Annotated in this window: 13 protein-coding genes; 8 read left to right on the top strand and 5 right to left on the bottom strand. The window is 60.5% G+C overall.

The annotated features are described in order from the left end of the window. Positions 1-8 precede the first annotated feature (8 nt). Positions 9-527 carry a DUF5943 domain-containing protein gene (locus AC04SH_RS17885; RefSeq protein ID WP_488576015.1) on the top strand — a complete coding sequence of 173 codons (519 nt, stop codon included), beginning with the start codon at positions 9-11 and terminating at the stop codon, positions 525-527. Positions 528-663: 136 nt separating this feature from the next. Further along, a complete protein-coding gene (locus AC04SH_RS17890) occupies positions 664-1,458 on the top strand; it encodes a bestrophin-like domain (protein WP_488576016.1) in 795 nt (264 codons plus the stop codon). A gap of 79 nt (positions 1,459-1,537) precedes the next feature. On the opposite strand, the gene AC04SH_RS17895 is transcribed toward AC04SH_RS17890, so the two are convergent. Both AC04SH_RS17895 and AC04SH_RS17900 read right to left on the bottom strand, forming a co-directional pair. After that, positions 1,538-2,050: an OmpA family protein gene (locus AC04SH_RS17895; protein WP_477232986.1), complete on the bottom strand. Its 513-nt coding sequence runs from the start codon at positions 2,048-2,050 to the stop codon at positions 1,538-1,540. 11 nt (positions 2,051-2,061) lie between these two features. Continuing rightward, the gene (locus AC04SH_RS17900) at positions 2,062-2,724 is read right to left on the bottom strand and encodes a L,D-transpeptidase (protein ID WP_477232985.1); all 663 of its coding nucleotides are present in this window, start codon (positions 2,722-2,724) and stop codon (positions 2,062-2,064) included. Between the two features lie 354 nt (positions 2,725-3,078). On the opposite strand from AC04SH_RS17900, the gene AC04SH_RS17905 reads away from it, so the two are divergent. Then, positions 3,079-4,896 (top strand): patatin-like phospholipase family protein, encoded by a 1,818-nt coding sequence (locus AC04SH_RS17905; protein ID WP_488576017.1) that lies wholly within the window; start codon positions 3,079-3,081, stop codon positions 4,894-4,896. Positions 4,897-5,065: 169 nt separating this feature from the next. Here AC04SH_RS17905 and AC04SH_RS17910 read toward each other — a convergent pair whose 3' ends face one another. Next, positions 5,066-5,308, bottom strand: coding sequence for a DUF1127 domain-containing protein (locus tag AC04SH_RS17910; protein ID WP_142865988.1), 243 nt, complete (start codon positions 5,306-5,308; stop codon positions 5,066-5,068). A gap of 173 nt (positions 5,309-5,481) precedes the next feature. Here AC04SH_RS17910 and AC04SH_RS17915 point away from each other — a divergent pair, with 173 nt between their 5' ends. Then, on the top strand, positions 5,482-7,467 hold the full coding sequence (locus AC04SH_RS17915; RefSeq protein WP_477232983.1) for a BTAD domain-containing putative transcriptional regulator: 1,986 nt from the start codon (positions 5,482-5,484) through the stop codon (positions 7,465-7,467). Positions 7,468-7,700: 233 nt separating this feature from the next. Here the strand turns inward: AC04SH_RS17915 and AC04SH_RS17920 are convergent, their stop codons facing one another. Both AC04SH_RS17920 and AC04SH_RS17925 read right to left on the bottom strand, forming a co-directional pair. Next, on the bottom strand, positions 7,701-9,833 hold the full coding sequence (locus AC04SH_RS17920; protein ID WP_488576018.1) for an adenylate/guanylate cyclase domain-containing protein: 2,133 nt from the start codon (positions 9,831-9,833) through the stop codon (positions 7,701-7,703). Positions 9,834-11,109: 1,276 nt separating this feature from the next. Next, entirely contained in the window at positions 11,110-12,822 is a 1,713-nt protein-coding gene (locus AC04SH_RS17925; protein WP_488576019.1) for a calcium-binding protein, read from the bottom strand. Positions 12,823-13,615: 793 nt separating this feature from the next. Here AC04SH_RS17925 and AC04SH_RS17930 point away from each other — a divergent pair. Genes AC04SH_RS17930 through AC04SH_RS17945 form a run of 4 tightly spaced genes read left to right on the top strand, consistent with a single transcriptional unit; the run spans position 13,616 to position 20,303 of the window. Then, the gene (locus AC04SH_RS17930) at positions 13,616-14,833 is read left to right on the top strand and encodes a glycosyltransferase (protein WP_477232980.1); all 1,218 of its coding nucleotides are present in this window, start codon (positions 13,616-13,618) and stop codon (positions 14,831-14,833) included. After that, positions 14,830-16,086, top strand: a complete 1,257-nt coding sequence (locus tag AC04SH_RS17935; protein WP_488576020.1) for an O-antigen ligase family protein — start codon at positions 14,830-14,832, stop codon at positions 16,084-16,086. Before AC04SH_RS17930 ends, AC04SH_RS17935 begins: the two co-directional genes overlap by 4 nt. Before the next feature lies 1 nt (position 16,087). Next, positions 16,088-18,085 (top strand): asparagine synthase (glutamine-hydrolyzing), encoded by a 1,998-nt coding sequence (gene asnB / locus AC04SH_RS17940; RefSeq protein ID WP_488576021.1) that lies wholly within the window; start codon positions 16,088-16,090, stop codon positions 18,083-18,085. A 1-nt stretch (position 18,086) separates the two neighbouring features. Further along, positions 18,087-20,303, top strand: a complete 2,217-nt coding sequence (locus tag AC04SH_RS17945; protein WP_488576022.1) for a GumC family protein — start codon at positions 18,087-18,089, stop codon at positions 20,301-20,303. Positions 20,304-20,310: the final 7 nt, after the last annotated feature.

Here is a 20,310-nt window from a genome sequence, read left to right on the forward strand (position 1 = left end):
AGAGCAGAATGCAGCCCGCGGTTCCGATCGATGTCGATGAGGCAAACGGCATCTGGCGGACCGACGGGCTGCCGATGGTCTATCTGCCCAGGCATTTCCTGGTGGACAATCATCTCGCGGTCGAGGCAGCCCTCGGCCGTGAGGCCTATCGCACCATCCTGCGCGCAGCGACGGCGAAATCCGCCATCGAATGGTGCGAGGCACAGGTGCGCGGCAAAGGCCTCGATCCCGAGGCAACCTTCCGCCACTATTTCCAGCGCCTGTCGCAACGCGGCTGGGGCCAGTTCTCGATCGATGTTCTGGATATCGCCGGGCGTCGCGGCAGCATCAGCCTGAGGAATTCGATCTTCGCGCTCGAAGCCGGGCACCAACGCGGACAGCGCGTCTGCTACATGTTCGAAGGTTTCGTCACCGGTGCCTTCTCGTTCCTGCTCGGCCTTGCGGATCCGACGGCGGTCGACTGCGAGGAGACCTACTGCGCCTGCGATGGCCGGCACGACCATTGCCGGTTCGACTTCGCGGCGTAACAGGCCGGTTGTCAGCCGATTGCACCGGTGCATAGAGTTTTGTCGACACGATGGAACACAGTGGCATTGCCACGAGTGGAACGACGGCCCTACAAACGCCTGACGACGAATTCTCGGGGATGGGGCAGGCGCTACTATGAGTGGCTGGTTGCATACTCTTCCACTCGCCTGGATGGCTCTCGTCGTGTTCGGGGCCACCTATATCGTCGCGTTCATCTTGCACCAAGTCATCGCCGCTCTGTCGGCGGGCTCCACGGCGCGGTCATTCAAGGCGCTTTCGCCTGGCATGTTGCCGCCGCTCGGTATCATCTTTGGCCTATTTGTGGCGTTCACCGCGGCTCAGGTCTGGAGCGACAACGATCACGCCAATGCGGCAGTCAATCGCGAGGCCAGTGCATTGCGGTCGGTCGTGGTTCTGGCGAGCAGCTTTCCCGGGGAGCCCGAGGCGCGCCTACGGATGCTAGTGCGCAGCTATATCGAGGAAACGACGAGCCAGGAGTGGCCGCTGATGGCCGAGGGCGCGGCGACCCTCACCATAATCCCGCCGGCGCTTAACGAGGCGCTGCGGACGACGCTGGCCTTGGCGCCAAGCAATCCCGGCCAGGAGATCGCGCAGCGCGAGATTACGAGGTGGCTTGAAGACGCCTTCGAGGCGCGTCGCCAACGGATTCTCGTCAGCTCGGCACAAGTCAACCCCACGAAGTGGGCCTGCCTGATCCTGCAAGCCTTCTGTGCTCTTCTCGCGATCGCGGTCGTTCATAGTGATAACCGAATGGCATCGGCGATCGCTCTTGGAAGTTTTGCGACCGGCGTGGCGGCATCCGTTCTGTTAATTCTCGCGCACGATCGGCCCTTCACGGGAGAGATCGCAGTATCACCGCAACCGTTGCTGCAAGTTATGCCGGAAGCCAATGCGGGCGGCGACGAATGATACAAGCAGGAGTGCAGAGACGGGTAAATTCCGTCGCGTTGTGAGACTCTGATTTGGTGACAAGCAAAACAGCAGCCCCCTACGAGTCGTCCCTCTCATCGCGCAGATTGGACACAACGCGGCGGTTCTGCGACCTGCAGGCGTTGTCGGGGCAGTCGCGGACGAGCCTGTCCTTGCCGTAGCCCTTGGCCCACATGCGGTTGCGGTCTATGCCGCCGGCGGCGAGGTAGTTCATCACTGCATCGGCGCGCTGCTGCGACAGCGCTGTTTCGCTTGCGCCGGGATCGTCGGCGAAACCCTGCAGCTTGAGCAGCCAGCGCGGATACTTTGACAACCAGGCGATCTGGGTGTCGAGGGTGGTCTTGGCGACAGAATCGAGCGCGGCCGAACCTTTCGTGAAATAGGTGCGCCGGCCGACATTGAGGATAAAATCCTCCTCGCTGCCCGGCTGCACGTTCTGGAAGCCGGCAATCTCGGCGTTGGTGACGTCGGGCGTGGGCGGGGTCAGCGTGTTGCTGGTCGAGCAGGATGCGGTCAGCACCAGCAGGCTGGCGGTGAGCAGCCGGCGCGTGTTTTCAATCATGCGGTTCATGATGCGCCCAATCATTCGACGGTGGTGGAAGGGGGCGCCTGGTCGGCGATGTGCGGCAGGACCTCCACCGCAGTGCCGATCGGGCACCGCTGGTAGAGGTCGATGATGTCTTCCGGGAACATGCGGATGCAGCCGCTGGAAGCGTCGGTGCCGATGCTCCATGGCTCCAGCGTGCCATGCAGGCGGTAGCCGATGTCGGCGCCGTCGCGGTAAAGATAGAGCGCGCGCGGCCCGAGCGGATTGTTGGGCGCGCCGCCTTCGATCATGGGCGGTAGCTCCGGCCTGCGCTTACGCATTTCGGGGGGCGGGACCCATTGCGGCCACAGCGCCCGGCGGTCGATCGTCGCGCGGCCGTACCATTTGAAGCCTTCCTTGCCGACGCCGACGCCGTAGCGGATGGCGGTCTTGTTTTCCATGATGAGGTAGAGGAAGTGGTGGCGGGTATCGACCACGACCGTGCCGACCGGCTCGGTGCTGAAATACTTGACGATCTGGCGATGCCATCTCTTGTCGATCTTGGCGAAGTTGGTCTTGCGATAGACAAAATTGTTGTCGCTGGCGGTACCGGCGAAAAAGGATTTTGCCGCCGCCGCGGCTTGAACAACAGTGCCGGTTGCACTGGCCGCGACCAGCGCCAGGCCACCGATCACGACACCCCTGCGTGACAAAACCATCGGCAATCCCCCATGCCTTCAGTCTGGTGGACCATAATTGAGAATTATTTCGCCTCAAAGTGGAAAATGCTGCAGTTGAGCCGAGAGCGGACCGGCAGCTTCGGGCCTTGGATAGTCAGAAGCGTCCGCAGCGACGGCGCGCCTTCGAGATGGTCTGGCGAATCCCCACCAGTTGCCGCGGATCGAACGCCTCGCGGACGCCACGGTGAACCAATGCTTCGCATAAGGTCGGCACATCAGAATTTTGATCCATAGACGGGCTCCAGCCGGCAACGTTGCGGTTCGGCGATGCTGCAAACACGAGCGGTACGGGATACAATTACCGGAGCGAATGCGTTCCCCGGATGGCTCAAAATGTCCTCCGCCGATTCTCTCGCCGCGAGATTATTGTCGGCGACATTGATGTTCGATCGTGCGTCGTTGCTGGCGCTCGAGGCTTTGGCTGCCGAATCCGACCGTCGGGTCCTAAGGCGCGGTGAGGTCCTGGTTCGCGAAGGCGATCCATCGGACAGGTTCTTCGTCGTACTGTCCGGTCGCTTTACGGTACACAAGGGAGATCGGATTGGCTCGGTCGCCGAGATCGCACAGGGCGAACTAGTCGGCGAAATTGGTTTCTTTGCAGGGCTGCCCCGTACGGCCACTGTTCTTGCAGCGCGCGATTCGATCGTCCTTGAAATCAGTCGTAATCATTTCGAGAAGGCGGCCGAGGCTCTGCCGAACCTGAGAGAGGCGGTCACAATATCTCTGGCGCGCCGGTTCGCCACGCAATCTGCGGTTTTGTCACGTCTCCAGAAACCTGCCAAAATCCGAACGCTTGCCATCATTGCAGCCGGCGGAAGTCGCATCTCACCGGTTTTCATCGGGCACCTACAGCAAGAGTTCGGCGCGGTCACGCGCGCTCAGTTCGTTTCCCGGCTTGACGTCCACGCGAAGTTCGCAGGTCGTCCGATCGACGACCAGCCGGTCCTTAACTGGTTGAACGAACTGGAGGCGCAAGCTGAATTCGTTGTCTACGTCGCGGATGAAGAACCTAATGAATGGACACGAGTCTGCATTCGCCAGGCCGATGCCGTCCTGCTGCTAGCGAACGCGTCCTCCTCGCCTCGCTTGAACACGTCCGAGCAATTGGCGCTATCGGTCCATCCACCATCGACCGGTCGGCTTGTGTTAATTCACGACAATCGCTCGGCTGCGGTCTCCGGCACCTCTGCGTGGCTCGATGAGCGCCCCCATGTCGGCCAGCATCATCATGTTGCGCTGGAGGACGCGTCTGATATCCAGCGCCTGGTCCGATTTATTTCCTGCAAGGCACGTGGCTTCGTGGCGGCGGGGGGTGGGTCCCTGGGCAGCGCCCATCTGGGCGTTTACAAGGCCTTCGTCGAGGCGGGCGGGCGCTTCGACTATCTCGGCGGGACGAGTTCCGGAGCGGCGATGATGGCCGGCTTCGCAAGAGGGTTGGACGCCGAGCAGATCGACCGCGGCACGCACAACATATTTGTCAAGAGTCGGGCGTTTCGGCGCCCCACCTGGCCGCGTTTCGCGCTTCTAGATCACAAAGCCTTCGATCGAGCCCTTCGGGAGGAATACGGCGACGTTCTGATCGAAGATCTTTGGGTTCCGTTCTTTGCGCTTTCGACCAATCTGAGCAGCCGTCAGCCCCATGTCCACCGTCGTGGAAAACTCTGGCAAGCCGTTCGGGCATCCGGCTCGCTCCCGGGTGTCCTGCCGCCGTTCTTTACGGCTGACGGCGATATGCTGGTGGACGGCGCCATCATGAACAATTTGCCGCTGGAACAGATGAGGGAACTCAAGACCGGCCCCAATGTCATCGTGAGCTTTGGGTCCAGTGGACCGCAAAAATACCACATCGACTATGACCGCATCCCCGGAAGATCGGAACTGGCGATCGCCCTGCTGAACCCTTTCGGCCGTGCCCGCCTGCCGCAGGTTCCGAGCATGCTTCAGGTTATTGCCGCGAGTATCCTGGCACACGGGCCGCAGGACATTGCCGTCGGCGACGAGGATGTCTTGGTCTGTCCGCAGGTTTCGAGCACTTTCATGGATTGGAGTCGGCATTCCGAGTTGTTTTCGGACGCCTACGACCGCACGGCGCAATGGATCGAGGAACGTCTCCGCCAGAACGACTCAGGGCTCCGGGCGGTGCTCGGTTGAACAGATCGGCGAGCGCATCGAGTTGATCGGCTGCAGGAACGACGACCGGCTGTCGGATTGCGAGAGCGGCGGCGCCGAGAAAAGGCGCCTCGTAATTCTGAATCGCCACGTCGCCAGGGATGACGACCACCGCCACACCGCGCCGCCGCCCCGTGGATCATCGCCGACTTTATCTCATCGACATCAGATCCGTCATGAGGCCGACCCTGACGAAGAACTTTGGCGCAGGGGACTCGGAATAGCCGATGTCCTTCAACTGATCAGGGGTCAGGTCTTTTATCGCCCTGCGCGCTGCAATGGTTCGCCGCCACGCGATGAAGGCGGCGACCGCCGTTGCCACGCTTTTCGAGGTTACGCCAGGCAGCTGACGTTTCGATGTGCGGGTCTCGGCGCGAGCTTGCGTGTGAGTCATCTTGCTCTCCCGTTTCAGATTGCGATCGAAGCTTGTCACACTGGCGCTTTGCGGCTGTTCAGCCGGGCGTGAACCACGGAGGAAAGCCCGGCGGGCCGCCGTTAAATCCGCGTTAAATCGGCTGCCGAAGATGTTATTCTGCTGCTAGCGTATTCGAAATCTGGAGAGGGCTTGTGCGCATCCGGTTGCTTGGCGGTCTTGAAGTGACTTCCGGAGGGGGCCAGCCCGTCCGCTTCGCAACGCGCAAATCCGCACTTCTTTTTGCCGCCCTGGTCCTGGCGGGTCGTCGCGGCCGCCATCGCGAGCAACTTTCCGAAGGGCTTTGGCCAGGAAGAGGCGACGCGCAGGCGCGCAACAGTCTGCGCCAGGCCCTGGCCGACATCAGGCGATGGTTTCCCGCCGGCGGCGACGCGGCCATTTATATCGAGGGGGATCAGGAGACGGTGGCGCTGACGGCCGGTCCGGACGAGGCGGATATTTGGCTCTTTGAGCGGAAGCTCGCCGAAAGCGGTACGGCGGACCTCGCCGTCGCCGCCGACCTCTACCGTGGTGATGTCCTGTCGGGTGAGGCCATTCCGGACGGTCTAGATGAATGGTTCAGCCCGTATCAGATCAGATACCGACAGAAAGCGATGCAGTTGGTGGAACACCTGAGCTTGGCGCAGTCCGAAGCCGGATCCGCGGACGAAGCGGCTTGTGAGCGGCTCGCGGAAAGGCTGCTCGCTTCGGATCCGACCGCGGAGGCAGCGCATCGAGCGCTGATGCGCATCCACGCTGTGAGGGGCCAGGAGAACGCGGCCTTGCGACAGTTCGCGTCCTGCCGTGCGCTGCTGAAGAAGCATCTGGGCGTAGAACCCGAGGCACAGACGCAGTCACTGGCGGTGTTGCTACAATCGCGGGCTGGAAATCGCCAGACCGCGGCGGTGCACGACACTGAGCCGTCTCAGATTGTGTCTGCCAGATCGCATGACCAGCCGTCGGTGGCGGTGATGCCCTTCGACAATCTCGGTGGAGCGGACGACGAGTATTTTGCCGACGGCGTTGTCGAGGAGATCACTGCTGCGCTTTCCCGCATCCGGGACTTTTTCGTAATCGCACGTCAATCCGCCTTTACCTACAAGGGACGCTTCGTCGACGTGCGCGAGGTCGGCAGAGAACTCGGCGTCGCTTACATGGTCGAAGGCACTGTTCGGCGGGGCGGCGACCGGCTGCGCATTTCCGTGCAACTGGTCGATGCCGAGACGCGGGCGCAACTGTGGTCCGAGCGCTACGAGGGTGCGACCGAGGACGTTTTCGAGTTCCAGGACAGGATCGCGGCGCAGGTGGCCGGCGCCATCCATCCGGCCATCCGTGGCGCCGAGATCGAGCTGGCCAAGCGCAAGCCGCCGACCAGCCTGCGGGCCTATGATCTCGTCATGCGCGCCTATCCGAACCTTTGGGGCCGCCGCAAGGACACCAACAACCAGGCGATAGAGATGCTGCAAAAGGCGATCACGATCGATCCGGCCTATGGTCGCGCGCATGCGCTTTTGGCATGGTGCCACGCCTCGAAGGCCGCGTATCTTTGGACCGACCAGCCGGAGAGGGAGCTGGAAAAGGCGCGCGCGGCGGTTGAGGCTGCGGGTTCGATCAGCGATGATCCAACCGCGTTGACCGCCGCCGGCTCAGCCTTGAGCATGTGCGGCGACCAGGAGCGTGCCACCACCTTTATCGAGAAGGCTCTCAAGCTTGATCCAAACAATGCGTGGGCATGGGCCCGCCATGGCTGGATCGCGATCTACAAGGGCGAAGTCGCTCGCTCGCTCGAACGATTCCAGCAGGCGATGACACTGAGCCCAATGGATCCGCTCACATTCAACATGAGGCTGGGCATGGCCACCGCCATGGCCAAGACAGGTTCTCTTTCCCAGGCGGTCGCGATCGCCCGCGAGGTCATCAGCGCTCATCCAGACATCATCATGTCCTATCGATACCTCGCCGCCTGGTCGGCAATGGACGGAGACCTGGAGACCGCCCGCTGGGCCGCTCGGAAGCTCCTGGCTGCCCAGCCGGGCTTCACGATCGACCAATATCGGTCGCTGCCCTTCTTTAGACACATGCCGGAATGGGCAGATCAGGTGGCCGAAGCTCTGAGGCTGGCGGGATTGCCCGAACGCTGACCAATGCAGATCGCGAGGTTCGCTTTCGCATAGTGTGCTCCTGGTGCACGACGACCTCCAGCGCGGCCGCTTACGCCGTCAGTTTTCAGGAAGCCGCAAAGCTGGCTTATACGGCCGCGATGAGGCGCGAAGCGGACATTCGGGTCCCCTCAGGGCGCCCAGTCGCGCCTGCGGCGAAAGCCATTGACGGCGGACAGGTGGAGGGCAGGCCGGCATCGGAGCTGCCCCCGCAACTAAAATCTCAACACCCAGGCGTCCACTTTTCCCTTGCCTTTGACTTCGATAGCGCCGCGCGGCTCGAAGACGAATTGGTCCTTGAGCTGTTCGTAGACGGGGCGCGTCACCTGAACAGAGTCAGGAACTCCACCAGACTCCATGCGGCTCGCCAGGTTCACTGTGTCGCCCCATAAATCATAGATGTACTTACTCTTGCCAATGACGCCGGCGACCACTGGACCGCTGTTGACGCCAACCCTGAGCTTCATCGAGACGTTGTGTTCCATCGCGTGCTCGCGGGTAATGTGGACCATGCGGATGGCCATGCGGACCATGCGCTCGGCGTGGTTGGCCACCGGCACGGGTAGGCCGCACACCGCCATATAGGAGTCGCCCACCGTCTTGATCTTCTCGATGCCGAGATCATTGGCGGCAACGTCGAAGCGCGTGAAGAGTCCGTTGAGAAACATCACGACATCGTGCGGCGGCATTTCCGATGTCAGTGCCGTGAACCCGACCAGATCTGCGAAGGCGACCGTGACCTCGGCGAAGCCGTCGGCGATCTTCTCCTCGCCAGCGCGCAGCCGATTGGCGATCGGTGCCGGCAGGACGTTGAGCAGCAACTGCTCGTTCTCGCGGTTCTTGTTCTCGATCACGACATTCTTCTGGTGCAGATCCTCAACCATGCCATTGAACGCCGAGCAGAGCTCGCCAATCTCGTCGCGCGTGCGGACCGGCACGCTGGTCGCATAGTCGCCAGCGGAGAAGCGTTTCACTCCGGCAGTGAGATCGCGGAGCGGTCCGAGCAGCGCGCGCGAAAGCCAGGCGGCGATGGCGGCGACCACGAGCATCGCCAGTCCGCCGACGAGCAACAGATCCCGGTGGAGTTCGGCGATCGGTGCGAAGGCCTCGGCGCTGTCGATCTTGGCGACGAGAGCCCACTTGACATCGGAAATCGCAAGCGGTCCCCATGAAGCGAGCGTCGGGACGCCACGGTATCCGATGATCTCGCCCGTGCCCTCGACACCGGCGAGCGCGGCACGGGAGGCCTTGGTGTCGATGCGCTGATGCAGCACTGGTGTCCCGTAACGCTGAATGACGGCGATCTCCTCTTCCGAGGCGCCGACGGATTTGAGGTCGGCGAAGAAGCTATCCCGGTTCTCGTAGAACGCCCGCGGGCCAGAACGCGCCAGATAATCGGGTCCGACGAGATAGGCCCCACCCGTGTCGCCGAACCCTTCCTGCCGCCAGCGGCGGTTACCGGTGACGACGTTGTCGATCTCATCATTCGACAGTTTCGCGACCAGCACGCCGATGACGACGCCCTGGGCAATCACCGGTGCTGCCATGAAGGCGACCGGTGCGCCGCCTGATGGCGCATAAGAGGCGAAATCCTCCAGGCAGATGGCTGACGGGCCTGCGATCTGCGAGCAGCGGGCGACGGCGGCCGCGACGTTGGTGCTGCGGTACGGACCCGACTGAAGGGACGTGGTGAAATCCACCTCCTTCTCGACCGTATAGATCAGGCGACCTGATTTGGGATCGGCAATCATGAGATCGAAAAAGCCGACCGTGGTAGCCGCAGCGCGCATCAATGGATGATATATGGCGTGCAGCCTGGAGTATTCGCTTCCGTCGCCGGCGTCGTCGAGAAGCTTGCGCCGCTCCGCGGGGTTGGGATTTTCCACAATGTAGTGATACTGCAGATAGTAGGGGGCACCATCGACCGGCAGGTAGTCCGACAGGGCCGGTTCCCTGCCAAGGGTGCGCGTCATGCCGGGGATGAAGCTCTCAGCATACCAATCGCCGACCTTCTGCCGCAGTTCAGGCGGAGCGCCTGCCCGGTCGAGTTGGTCGACCGCGGTCCGGAACTCGCGTGTCGCATCGACCACCATTTTGGAGGCGGCAAGCAGGCGCAGTTCGGCCTGGATTGTGCGGAAGTAGGTTTCGACCTGGCGCGTCTTGGTCTGACGGGCGGCCGTGAGTTGGTCGAAGACTGCTTTTTCGAGAGCGTCGCGGGCGCGGAAGTAGCCGAGCGCCCCGGAGACCATGACTGCGATCGCGCCAAGAAGGACGAGGGTTGTAAACAGCTTTGCAGCCAATCCCCAGCCCGCGGGGCTGGATGAGCCGGTCACATCTGAAGAAGACATGAGATCTTACTTTGCTTTTGCATCAGGTCTTCGGAAACAGGAGCGTCGACGTCGCGCCGGACGGCAAGCCAGGATCGTGTTTCATCTGTTTCCCCCTCTCCCTCGCATATGCATACCAAATTTACCGCGAGACGTGTGCGGGAATGCGTTGTCGGTTTCCCCGTGGGACCGCACGGCAGAGGCGGCCATGGAGAATGGTCTGAGGTTTTGCTTGCTTCTCGTGAATTGCGCTTTGGATTCTACCCACCCAAAGCCCGAGGCGGGGCGCTTGAACCTGGATAGCAGGTACCGCGGTTCGACCGGGTATGCGCCAGCGACGCCGCCCGGGTTGATCCGACATCGCATTTCTCGCTACGCGCGTGGGCGGACTTGCCGACACACCATCCTGCCCCGGATGAGTAAATCGACGGGTTGGTCTACTGCTGTCCGATCGCTATCCATTCTGGCCAGCCGGTGCGTGTAGGCGACAGACATCGCCTCAGATCCGGATCGCGGTATCCGACGATTCAACTATTCAATCGATCCCGCTGATCGCCAGCGCGAGTGGACCAAATGCTTATGCCTGTCGAACAGAGCCAGTTTGTCGAAATAACCTAGCCGAAGCCCAGCCCCGCAGCCGTCACAGGTGAAGCGAGAAATCGACTTAAACCATGAGCCATTTCGAATGATTGGATGTTTGCAGACCGGGCACTCAAACTGGAGCGCCACGTCGAGCAGATCGTTAGCTATAGGCATGGTCACGCCCCAAACTGCAGATACCTTCCATTAATCCCGGAAGATGACGGGCGTATGTGACTTCAGTCTCAGAGGGGAATTGCGGGCGATTGCATCGGGATTCAACTGCCCCGGACGAGGCAGGCCTGACGCGGACATATCGGCCGTGCACCGATCGCGAACGGGGCTCAGTTGCTTCTGGTGAGCGCGCGAAACGGTTGACGCCCCCGGAGCAGGTCCAAGGGTTGGGAACGCCAGCTCGGCGAGATCCGCCGATCTCGCAAGGTGAAGGCATGGTCAGACAGCAAGGCCCAACGGCGTAGTCGGTGCGCTATAGTCTGTAACGGGTTGTTCCATCTCGGGATTTCGCCGATGATGGTCGGCTTTGTAGGTTGCGCATAGTCAGCGCCGAGGCCCCTGCCTGCAGTGGCCTCTGCCTATAGAGACAACGTCTCAGGCGCGTGGGTTCCTCATGAACCATACGCCCGGCAGGAAGCCCCGCGCAATTGCCCTCGCGCTGCTTCGTTCATCACGAAAGCAGGCGCGAGGGCAGTTGACGTTCTCAGACCACCACGAATGAACTTGACGTGATCGCGAGATGTGGAGCAAGCGTGGCGAATTGCGTTTGAGCGGCGCCACCAGCTCCGTCACTGTCGAAATAGAGCGCTCCGGTCGTGCTGTTGTAGACAATATGGTCGGTACTGTCGTGTGCTGCCGTCCCGCCATGGAAAGCAGCACTGGCGAGCGTTCCAGTCTTCAGTCCTTTGAAGATAGCATCATCAAGGTAGATCTTGTCCTGCGACGGGTTGAAGTCAGTGATCCTGTCGACATTGCTGGCGCCGAGCAAGGAGCTGAAGACGAAAACATCCTTGCCGCCAAAGCCGGTCAATGTGTCGGAGCTACGGCCGCCGTTGATGATGTTGTTGCCGGCATTGCCCTGGATGGTCTGGGCGAACTCGTTGCCGGAGAGGTTGATTGCCGTGGTGGCGGACTCGTTCGTGGTGCCAAGGACTTCAATCGACGAGCCGGCCGAGAGAAAATGGCTTACAGAGGTCCATATCCTGTCCTGACCCTGGCCAGCGGTCTCGATCACCTTGTCGCCGGCATTGTCTACCCAGTAATCGTCGTTCCCGGCGTGGCCAATCATGGTGTCGGCTCCACCGCCGCCTTTAAAAATGTTGTTGCCGGCATTGCCCTCGAGCGTCTGGCCGAATTCGTTGCCGGTCAGGTTGATTGCCGCTGTGCCGGCCACATTGGTGGTGGCGAGATGCTCGATCGATGAGCCGGCGGAAAGCGCATAACTCACTGAGGTGAGCACCTTGTCTGTCCCGCCGCCGGAAGCCTCGACAACCCGATCACTAGCGCTGTCAACATAATATGTGTCGTTGCCGCCATAACCGGTCATCGTGTGCGCGCCGACTGCCTGAAGAACATCGGCGCCGCTGGTACCGACGACTTTGTCCGTGGTCGGAGTAGGATCGACAGGGGGAGGAGTGGTTGGGGTGGTTGGCGTGGTTGGCGGCGGGGTCGTTGTCCCGGTATGGCTGTTGTGATCCTGGAAAAAAGCCTGCATTGACGGCGTGTTGCCGAGCGATGTCTCGCCGTTCTGCGAAGACCATTTGTAGACCATGTCAAAGGCAGGTGAAGGAACGAGCTTTGCCCAATGGTCCAACATGGTCTGCTCTTGGGCGGTCGTAGGCATCACATACGAACCGCCCGTATTGGTCGCCCAGCCACCGCCGCCGAACGCCTGATACACCGGAACGATTGCACTCAATGGTATGCCCGCTTTCAGCGCGGCTGCTACGGCTCGATCGATGTAGTTGAAGTCCACCACGGTCGAGCGCACCGGATAGGGATCTATTCCGTAGTAGTCGATGCCGGTGTTGGCCGGATTATAGGTGTTGGTGTAGTCGGAATTTGTGAATGACCCCATGTCCATCAGAGTGATGAAAGTCTTGGCCCCCGGGAAATGGGAGTGAATCCAGTCTGATTCGGCCTTCAGATTCGCAGCGCTGACCTGGGTATGATATTTACCAGTGGGATCAGGTTCATCGGTCAGATAAAATCCAAAAACCTTCGGATTGTTGAGGAGAGGCGTCACCTTGTCTATGAAGGAGGCGGTTACGCCGTTGCTTTCATCCAGCCAAATCAAGGCCTTGGAGCCATCCGGCAGGGCGTTGACCGATGAGGCGTACTGGAGATCGACTAGGTTGAAGCCGTAGGCTGCAGCAGCTGCGGCAGGGGCGCCGTAGGCGTAGTGCATCGTAGCCATGCGAAGGTTCTCTCTTCTGACTGGTAGCGCCCCACCCCCTGCCTAGCCGAGAGTCTACATTAGCGCCAAATCAAATACGGAAATGCGTTGATAGAAACATTGATCTGGGCCTTGAGCACCTCGGCAACCTCAAGCCAAAGAGGCCCAACACCACGCTTGCCTTGCCTAATCAGCGGCGTTGTCGGTACCAAATCAAAACCGATACTCGCTGACAATCACTGATTACTGGTGTGGTTACTGAGAGCTCAAACATCGGCGTTCAACCTGAAATTTTTTGGAAGAAACCCGGTTTTTCTGGGATGCTTTCTTGAGTCGATCATCTCTCATGCGATGGGTCGAAACCTTCGGATCTTAATATCCGGCAATTCGTCTTACTGAAGGCAGTCGACAGGCGGCGGAAAAGGAACCGCTTTCTGCGCGACATGTGTCTGCCTGCGAACTTCTGTACTGGTGTTGAGCCAGGTCACGGTGTCTTGCGACCCGGTCGCTTCATCGGGGAGATGGCCGGTGGGTAAACGAACCAGGCCAAACCGCCGGCGAGGGAAGGCCACCATAAGCGCGCCTTCAGGCGCTTGCCGGGAGACGACGCGCATCATTTCGGTCCAAACCGGAGACCCTGCGCGCACGAGTGGAACTCGCTCATTCAAACGGACGAGGACAGTCGGCAAGCCTGACCGTACCGTGGAGCTTGGCATTACAAGTTCCAGGCAGCGGAACCAAGGACAATGAAAGCAGGACCAAAAGCCGGCCAGTGCGCGCGATCGGAGTTATGCGCACGGTCAGGAGACGCGGAATGAACCCGCATCTCGTGTGTGTGGGGGGCGAAGATCACGCCTTTAGAATTCCGTTCCTGCTGTCGATGCGCGAAAGGGGCTTTCGGGTCACTGCAGTCTCCACCGGCGATGAGTCCGCGTTCTCGCGGCATGGCATTACGCATCGTTGTTATGGCTTCGACCGGTTTTCCAGCGGCAGTAGCGGCGCCATCAAAACGATTCGAAAACTGATTTCGGAGCTCCGTCCGGATATTGTCCAAAGCTTTGACACGAAGCCCAATCTATTAACACCACTGGCGGTGCGCGGGACGGTTCCGGTCGTCCGTACAATCAATGGGCTGGGCTGGACGTTTTCATCTCTGGAGCCAAGGGCTCTGGCCCTTCGTCCAGTCTTTTGCGCACTGCAGTGGCTTTCGTCATTCTGGACGGCTGCGACAGTATTCCAAAATCGGGACGATCACGCTTTCTTTGAGCGCTACCGACTGATCGGACGCGGCAGCGGAAGAGTGATCCGCAGTTCTGGAATCGATGTTGATGCATTCGCTGCCGCAACCCATCTCACATCGTCGCCAGAGAAATTGCGCCAAGAGCTTGGGCTCCAGTCCGCTGAAGTTGTAATTTTTGTCGGCCGGCTCACTCGTCAAAAAGGCATCCCGACACTGCTTGAGGCTGTCCCCCGCGTCCTGGCCAAGAGGCCCGATGCGCGTTTTGTGCTGGTCGGCCCATGGGAATCCGAGGGTCCGTTTGCCGTCGCCAAATCGGACATCGATCGGTATTCCCCTCAAGTCATCGCCTTGGGTCCACGACAGGACGTTGCCGCCCTCCTTGGCATGGCCGATCTGTTCGCCTTTCCAACGCAATATCGAGAAGGAGTTCCGCGTGTCCTGCTTGAGGCGGGACTGGCGGGATTGCCGATCGTCGCCTCTAATATGCCTGGTTGCAATGAGGTGGTCGAAGACGGTTGGAATGGATATCTGGTCCCAGCCCATGATGCAGATGGTCTTGCGTCAAGAATAATAGAAATCTTGTCCGACCGCGGCAGCGGAAGGACCATGGGTCATCGGTCCATCGAATTCGTCAAGACGCATTTCGCGCTGCCGATGGTGATCGATCAGTATTGCGACCTCTACAATCAGGTCCTTGGCGCCAGATCCTTCGGCGGAGTCGCCCGACCGGCGGCTCAGATACTGCTTGAAGGCGATGTCGCAACCCGTGGACTGGGCGGAGCGCGCCGATGATCCGGGAACCGTTGCTGGCCGGCGGCATTGCGATGGCCTACGCGTCGCAGCTTGAGATTCCGGGGGCGCCCTTCGGATACAGCGAATTGTTCCTGGCGCTCTGGATCATGCTGTCGATCGGGCGCGTACTGGCCGGCGGTCATTTGAAGGCTACGCCGGCCCTCTCAATTCTCGCGACCTTCTGGCTGGTCCTGACATTCGCTCTTGGGGTGGGTCTGATCGTCGGCTTGCTGACGATCGTGCGGTATCTGGCGGCACCGGTTCACGACATGATTGCCTATATGCTGCTGGCCTCGGTCACCTGCCTGCTCGCGGCCGATCCCAATGTAGACCGCCATCTGCGCCGCACATCCTGGTGGGTGATCGCGATAGCCAATGCGTGCTTTGTCTTTCAACTCGGGCTTGGTTTTGGCTTCATCCACCAATCTGGGGTCAATCCCTGGTTCTGGGATCGCTTTACCGGCTGGTCCGACAATCCAAACCAGTTGGCACTCTACTGCGCGATGTTTGGTCCTTTGGCCTTGCATCTGGCGATCACGACAAGCAATCCGTTGGCACGGCTATACGCGCTCGCCAGCCTTGTCCTGACGATCTATGTTGGACGGCTGACAAAGAGCGATACCTATCTTTTAACCATCGTGCTGACCGGCCTGATATTCATCGGGCTACGCGTTCGCACATGGCTCACGACCGGTAAAAAGGTCGGCATTGCGCGGCAAGTCGTTCTGCTGTTGATGGTTGGCTTGCTGCCGCTGGCGATTTCGGTTTCGCCCTATGTGCTTGCCGAAACAACCACCGTTGAGAACTTCGCCAAGAGCCTCACCAAAGGGGAGGGCGGCGAGGCGACCGCCGAAACCGCTTCGCTTCGCATCAACTTGTGGGACGATGCGCTTCAAAAGGGCCTGGAGTCTGCGTCACTTGGCCTTGGTCCCGGCCCGCATGCCGATAGGTCCATTATCTATACGACGGAATTTGGCGACCTACCTTTCGAGGCTCACAGCACGCCTCTCGATCTGTACACTCAAGGCGGTTTGGTTGCGGTTCTGGCTCTGCTGTGGATCGTTGGCTGTGCGGCGATCTCGGCGTGGCGTGCGCAGCGCGACGCCCTGCTGGCACTGCTGGTGTCGATCGTCATTTTCGGATTTCCACACCTTATCATCCGCCATCCCATCGTGTGGTTTTCGCTGACGCTTTGCCTTGTGGCTGCAACGCCCAAAGTGATTTCGCGTCCATCCATGGCCATGAGACGATAGCATGTGCGGGATAGCCGGAATCCTACTCGCCCCTGATGCAGCCAATACGAGGCCGCTGCGGGCAATATCGCAAATGACGGCTGCCCTTCGTCACCGTGGCCCTGATGGCGAAGGCTTCTGGAGCGACGGTGAAGCCGGTATCGCCTTCGGCCACAATCGGTTGGCCATCGTCGACTTGTCCGAGGCAGGATATCAGCCGATGCGTTCGGCGAGTGGCCGATATGTCATTACTTTCAACGGTGAAATATACAATTTCCGCGATCTGCGCCGGGAACTCGAGAGCGCAGGCCATCAGTTCCGCGGAGCATGCGATACAGAGGTTATACTCTGCGCGATCGAAAATTGGGGGCTTGATGCCTCACTCAAGCGTTTTGCCGGCATGTTCGCGTTTGGACTGTGGGATCTACAGACCAGGACCCTTCACCTGGCTCGCGACCGAATGGGCAAAAAACCAATCTATGTCGCCCCGACACGCCATGCACTTGTTTTTGGCTCCGAGTTGAAAGCCATCAGGTGTTTCCCGGGTTTCAATCCGGAACTTAATCTCAATGCTGCCAGGGCCATGCTGTCGCGAGGATGGGTGCCGGATCACAATTGCATCTGGCGAGGGGTGTTCAAACTACCCCCTGGTTCGGTCCTGTCCTTGACGGCCGAAGACTTCGCCAAGGCGCGTCGCACCGGCTCCGTCCGACATCGTGTGCGAGCTTGGTGGTCACTGGCCGAAGTGGCCACAAAGGGCCGACAGGCCCCTATGGTCGGCAGCGACGAAGAACTGACGAGTGAACTCGATGGGCTACTGCGGCTTGCCGTCAGGGAGCGCATGAATGCGGATGTGCCGCTCGGCGCCTTTCTGTCCGGCGGTATTGACAGCTCAACCGTTGTAGCCCTGATGCAGGCTCAATCGCAAAAGTCCGTACGCACATTCACCATAGCGTTCGGAGAGCGCGGATTTGATGAGGCTCCCCATGCCGCCGCGGTTGCGCGGCATCTGGGCACAGACCATACTGAACTCCACCTTTCGCCGGCCTCGGCGCGTGACATCATTCCAGAACTGCCTCAGACTTGGGATGAGCCGTTCGCCGATGAATCGCAAATACCGACGCTGCTGGTGGCGCGGCTCGCTCGCCAGCACGTTACGGTCGCGTTGACGGGCGACGGTGGCGACGAGTGTTTTGCCGGCTACGCCCGCCACCTTATGGCGGCGCGGGCCAATCGACAGCATGGTATGCCCTCGCCGCTGCGCGAGACCCTTGCGGCGGCCATTGCGCTGATGGCTCGCGCAACCCGTCACAATATTTTCAGCAAGCTGCCGCTTTCAGGGCTTACTCGGCACGCGTTGCGCAGCGATCGTCTGGATCGGCTGGCTCGCCTCCTTTCCGCGGCTGATCAGGAGGAGCTATATCAGCGGCTGACAGGGTCATCGACAGCAAATCTATGCCGCCCCGGGCCACGCACATCACTTCGGCGCGCGCCTCAGCTTGATGACCTGCTGTCTCGGCTTCTGTACAACGATATGGCTGACTATCTGCCCGGCGACATCCTGGTGAAACTTGACCGGGCCAGCATGGCCAACAGCCTTGAGGGCCGGTGCCCACTTCTTGACCACCGCGTTGTCGAATTCGCCTGGCGGATGCCGGCGAATGCAATGGTCCGCCACGGACAAGGCAAGTGGCTCCTTCGCCAGTTGCTGCGCCGCTACGTTCCTCAGCGGCTGATAAACCGGCCGAAGCAGGGCTTCGACGTTCCGATAGCCCTCTGGCTGAGAGGGCCGTTGCGCGGCTGGGCGAGCGATCTTCTTGCCGATATGCGCCACTCCGGAGACGGCCTTTTCGACGCAGCAAAAGTACAGACGTGCTGGCGCGATCACCTCGATGGAAAACGGGATCATTCTCATGATCTGTGGGCGACGTTGATGTTCCTTGCATGGCGCAACGACGCCGATCGCCCATCGGCGGCAGCAACGGCCCTGCCTCGCGTGCCTGAATTGACGGGAGTCTGAGATGGAAGGTTCAATAGTCAGTCGCATTCAGCTTCCGCGCACCACAGAGATGCGGGTAGCAGTGCGTGAGACCAATCCACACATGCGGCGGCCGTTGCGTGAACCGAACGACGCCCAGACGCCTTTCGGCCAACTGATCGTTACCATCGCGAGGCGGAAATGGTTCCTGCTTGCCATGGTCGTTCTTGGCGGCGCCATGGCAGGCCTTGTTGGCATTTCCCGCCCGGCCGTGTTCGAAGCGACCACACAGCTCATCGTCGATGGCCCGATGAGGACTGCGCCTGACGGCGCCGGTGCTCAGGACATGTTGGATACCAGCATCGACAACCATTTGACCATGCTCCTATCGCAGGGACACCTGCGCCGTGTTGTTGCGGCACTGCGAAAGGCGGAGGCGGATCAACAGGCTGATGTCGGTGGTGCTGCCGCGCAGGGATCGGCTCCTGACGCGCCAACGGAAAAGCGCTCTTTTGCAGCCAATTTCTTGGATGGAATCTTACCGCATGGCAGTGACGCGAGCCCGCAAGCTGCGGATGCCGCAGAACTGAAAACGCTACGGCGTGGGCTAAGGGTTGGCCAGGAACTGCGATCGCGCGTCATCACCGTCGGGTTTGCGGATAATGATCCTGTGCGGGCGGCCTTGGTGGCCAATACATTCGCCCAAGTTTATGTCGATGACCTCGCACGAAACAGTCAGACCGCCGACAAGGCAGAGCTCGCGTCCATCATCGCCGCTCTGCCCACGGTCCAAAGTGATCTGGCGGAAGCCACCGACAGTCTGGAGGAATATCGGCTAAGTCATGGCACTGTCGATCAGGGTGCTGCCGACAACGCCGCCAGGGAAACTGCCGATCTCAACCAACAGCTTGCCTTGTCGAAGGCCGATCTCTCCACGACAGAGGCCCGCCTTCAACAAATCCAGGACCTGCAGAAGTCGGGCGCCTCGCCGGCCGCGCTTGCGGACGTCATTGGATCGCCGGCGCTCGCCGACCTTCTGGCTCATCCGGCAGACAATACGGCAGGAAACGATCCCGCAGGTGCGATTAACCGTGAGATCGAACAGGGTATCGCACGTATCGCTGCGGAGGCGAGTACGTACCGTGCCCAGATCGCGGCGCTAGAGACGCGCAAGAATGTCCTCGAAGCCGTAGTAGCCGACACTGCGGGCCGACTTTCAGGGATGCGCGCACTCGAACCAAAGGTTACCATCCTGACGCAGCGCTACAATGAGCTCCTGACCAGACAACAGGATCTGAACCGGCGCATTGCAAACCCTTCGTCGGGAGTTTCGATAACTTCGGCGGCATGGCCGCCGACGAACCCCAAGAGCCTCTCACCGATCTACCTTATTCCACCGGGCATGGTCGTGTTTGGTCTCATTGGCGGCATCCTTGTCCTTCTCGGCAATCGTCTCGATCAGACTTTGCGCGGGGAGGCGGAGACTGAAGCAGCCCTCGGCTTTCCCTGCCTGGGATTGCTCCCGAAGGTCTCAGGACCAAGTGCCAGGCGCCTGCAACAGCTGGTTCTTGGGCAGCAGCAATCAATGTACAGCCGGGCTGCAATGTCCGTGCTGGTCAATGCGGCACCGCTTCAGGCAAGGGGCCGCTCGTCTCAGGTTGTCCTTGTTACGTCCAGTGACCAAAGCGATGGGAAGACCGAGCTCGCATGGAGCCTGGCTCTCGCGGCAACGCGCCTGGGCGGCCGTGTCCTTTTCATCGATTTGGATCGACACGATGCGCGGCTTACGAACGATTTCGTGAGCGAGTTTAGTATTTTGAAACCGCACAGATCCTTTGGAGACTATGCGAAGGGGCGCTGTGATCTGGAGGGTGTAATTTCGAGCATGCCTGAGATCGGCGTCGATTTCATGGCTGCGCCGGCGCTCTCGGATGACCTCCTGAAGTTGCTATTCACGATGGACGCACCGCGACAATTTATGGATAGGCTGGGCTCAGTCTACAGCCTCGTCGTCCTGAACGGACCACCGGGCCTGGGGGGACCCGAATCCCGGCTGCTGGCGGGTTGGGCGGATTCCGTTCTGTTTGCGGTGCGCTGGGCAAAGACACCGCGCAATGTCGCACGCGGTGTCCTGGAATTGCTGCAGCCCGAGGAGCCCGGATCTGTTCCCGTCGGAACCGTGCTCACGCAGGTCAACCTCAAACAGCACGCAGCGTATCGCTTTGGGGACAGCGGCGACCTGCTGCTCGTGGGGGCATGACAAAGGA

The organism is Mesorhizobium sp. CNPSo 4688, from assembly GCF_057784295.1.

What these genes read in the sequence shown, in the direction of transcription:
- AC04SH_RS17885 (WP_488576015.1), top strand. Translation starts at nt 9, where the DNA reads ATGCAGCCCGCGGTTCCGATCGATGTCGATGAGGCAAACGGCATCTGG.
- AC04SH_RS17935 (WP_488576020.1), top strand. Translation starts at nt 14,830, where the DNA reads ATGATCCGGGAACCGTTGCTGGCCGGCGGCATTGCGATGGCCTACGCG.
- AC04SH_RS17930 (WP_477232980.1), top strand. Translation starts at nt 13,616, where the DNA reads ATGAACCCGCATCTCGTGTGTGTGGGGGGCGAAGATCACGCCTTTAGA.
- AC04SH_RS17945 (WP_488576022.1), top strand. Translation starts at nt 18,087, where the DNA reads ATGGAAGGTTCAATAGTCAGTCGCATTCAGCTTCCGCGCACCACAGAG.
- AC04SH_RS17925 (WP_488576019.1), bottom strand. Translation starts at nt 12,822, where the DNA reads ATGGCTACGATGCACTACGCCTACGGCGCCCCTGCCGCAGCTGCTGCA.
- AC04SH_RS17895 (WP_477232986.1), bottom strand. Translation starts at nt 2,050, where the DNA reads ATGAACCGCATGATTGAAAACACGCGCCGGCTGCTCACCGCCAGCCTG.
- AC04SH_RS17920 (WP_488576018.1), bottom strand. Translation starts at nt 9,833, where the DNA reads ATGTCTTCTTCAGATGTGACCGGCTCATCCAGCCCCGCGGGCTGGGGA.
- AC04SH_RS17905 (WP_488576017.1), top strand. Translation starts at nt 3,079, where the DNA reads ATGTCCTCCGCCGATTCTCTCGCCGCGAGATTATTGTCGGCGACATTG.
- AC04SH_RS17890 (WP_488576016.1), top strand. Translation starts at nt 664, where the DNA reads ATGAGTGGCTGGTTGCATACTCTTCCACTCGCCTGGATGGCTCTCGTC.
- AC04SH_RS17900 (WP_477232985.1), bottom strand. Translation starts at nt 2,724, where the DNA reads ATGGTTTTGTCACGCAGGGGTGTCGTGATCGGTGGCCTGGCGCTGGTC.
- AC04SH_RS17910 (WP_142865988.1), bottom strand. Translation starts at nt 5,308, where the DNA reads ATGACTCACACGCAAGCTCGCGCCGAGACCCGCACATCGAAACGTCAG.
- asnB (WP_488576021.1), top strand. Translation starts at nt 16,088, where the DNA reads ATGTGCGGGATAGCCGGAATCCTACTCGCCCCTGATGCAGCCAATACG.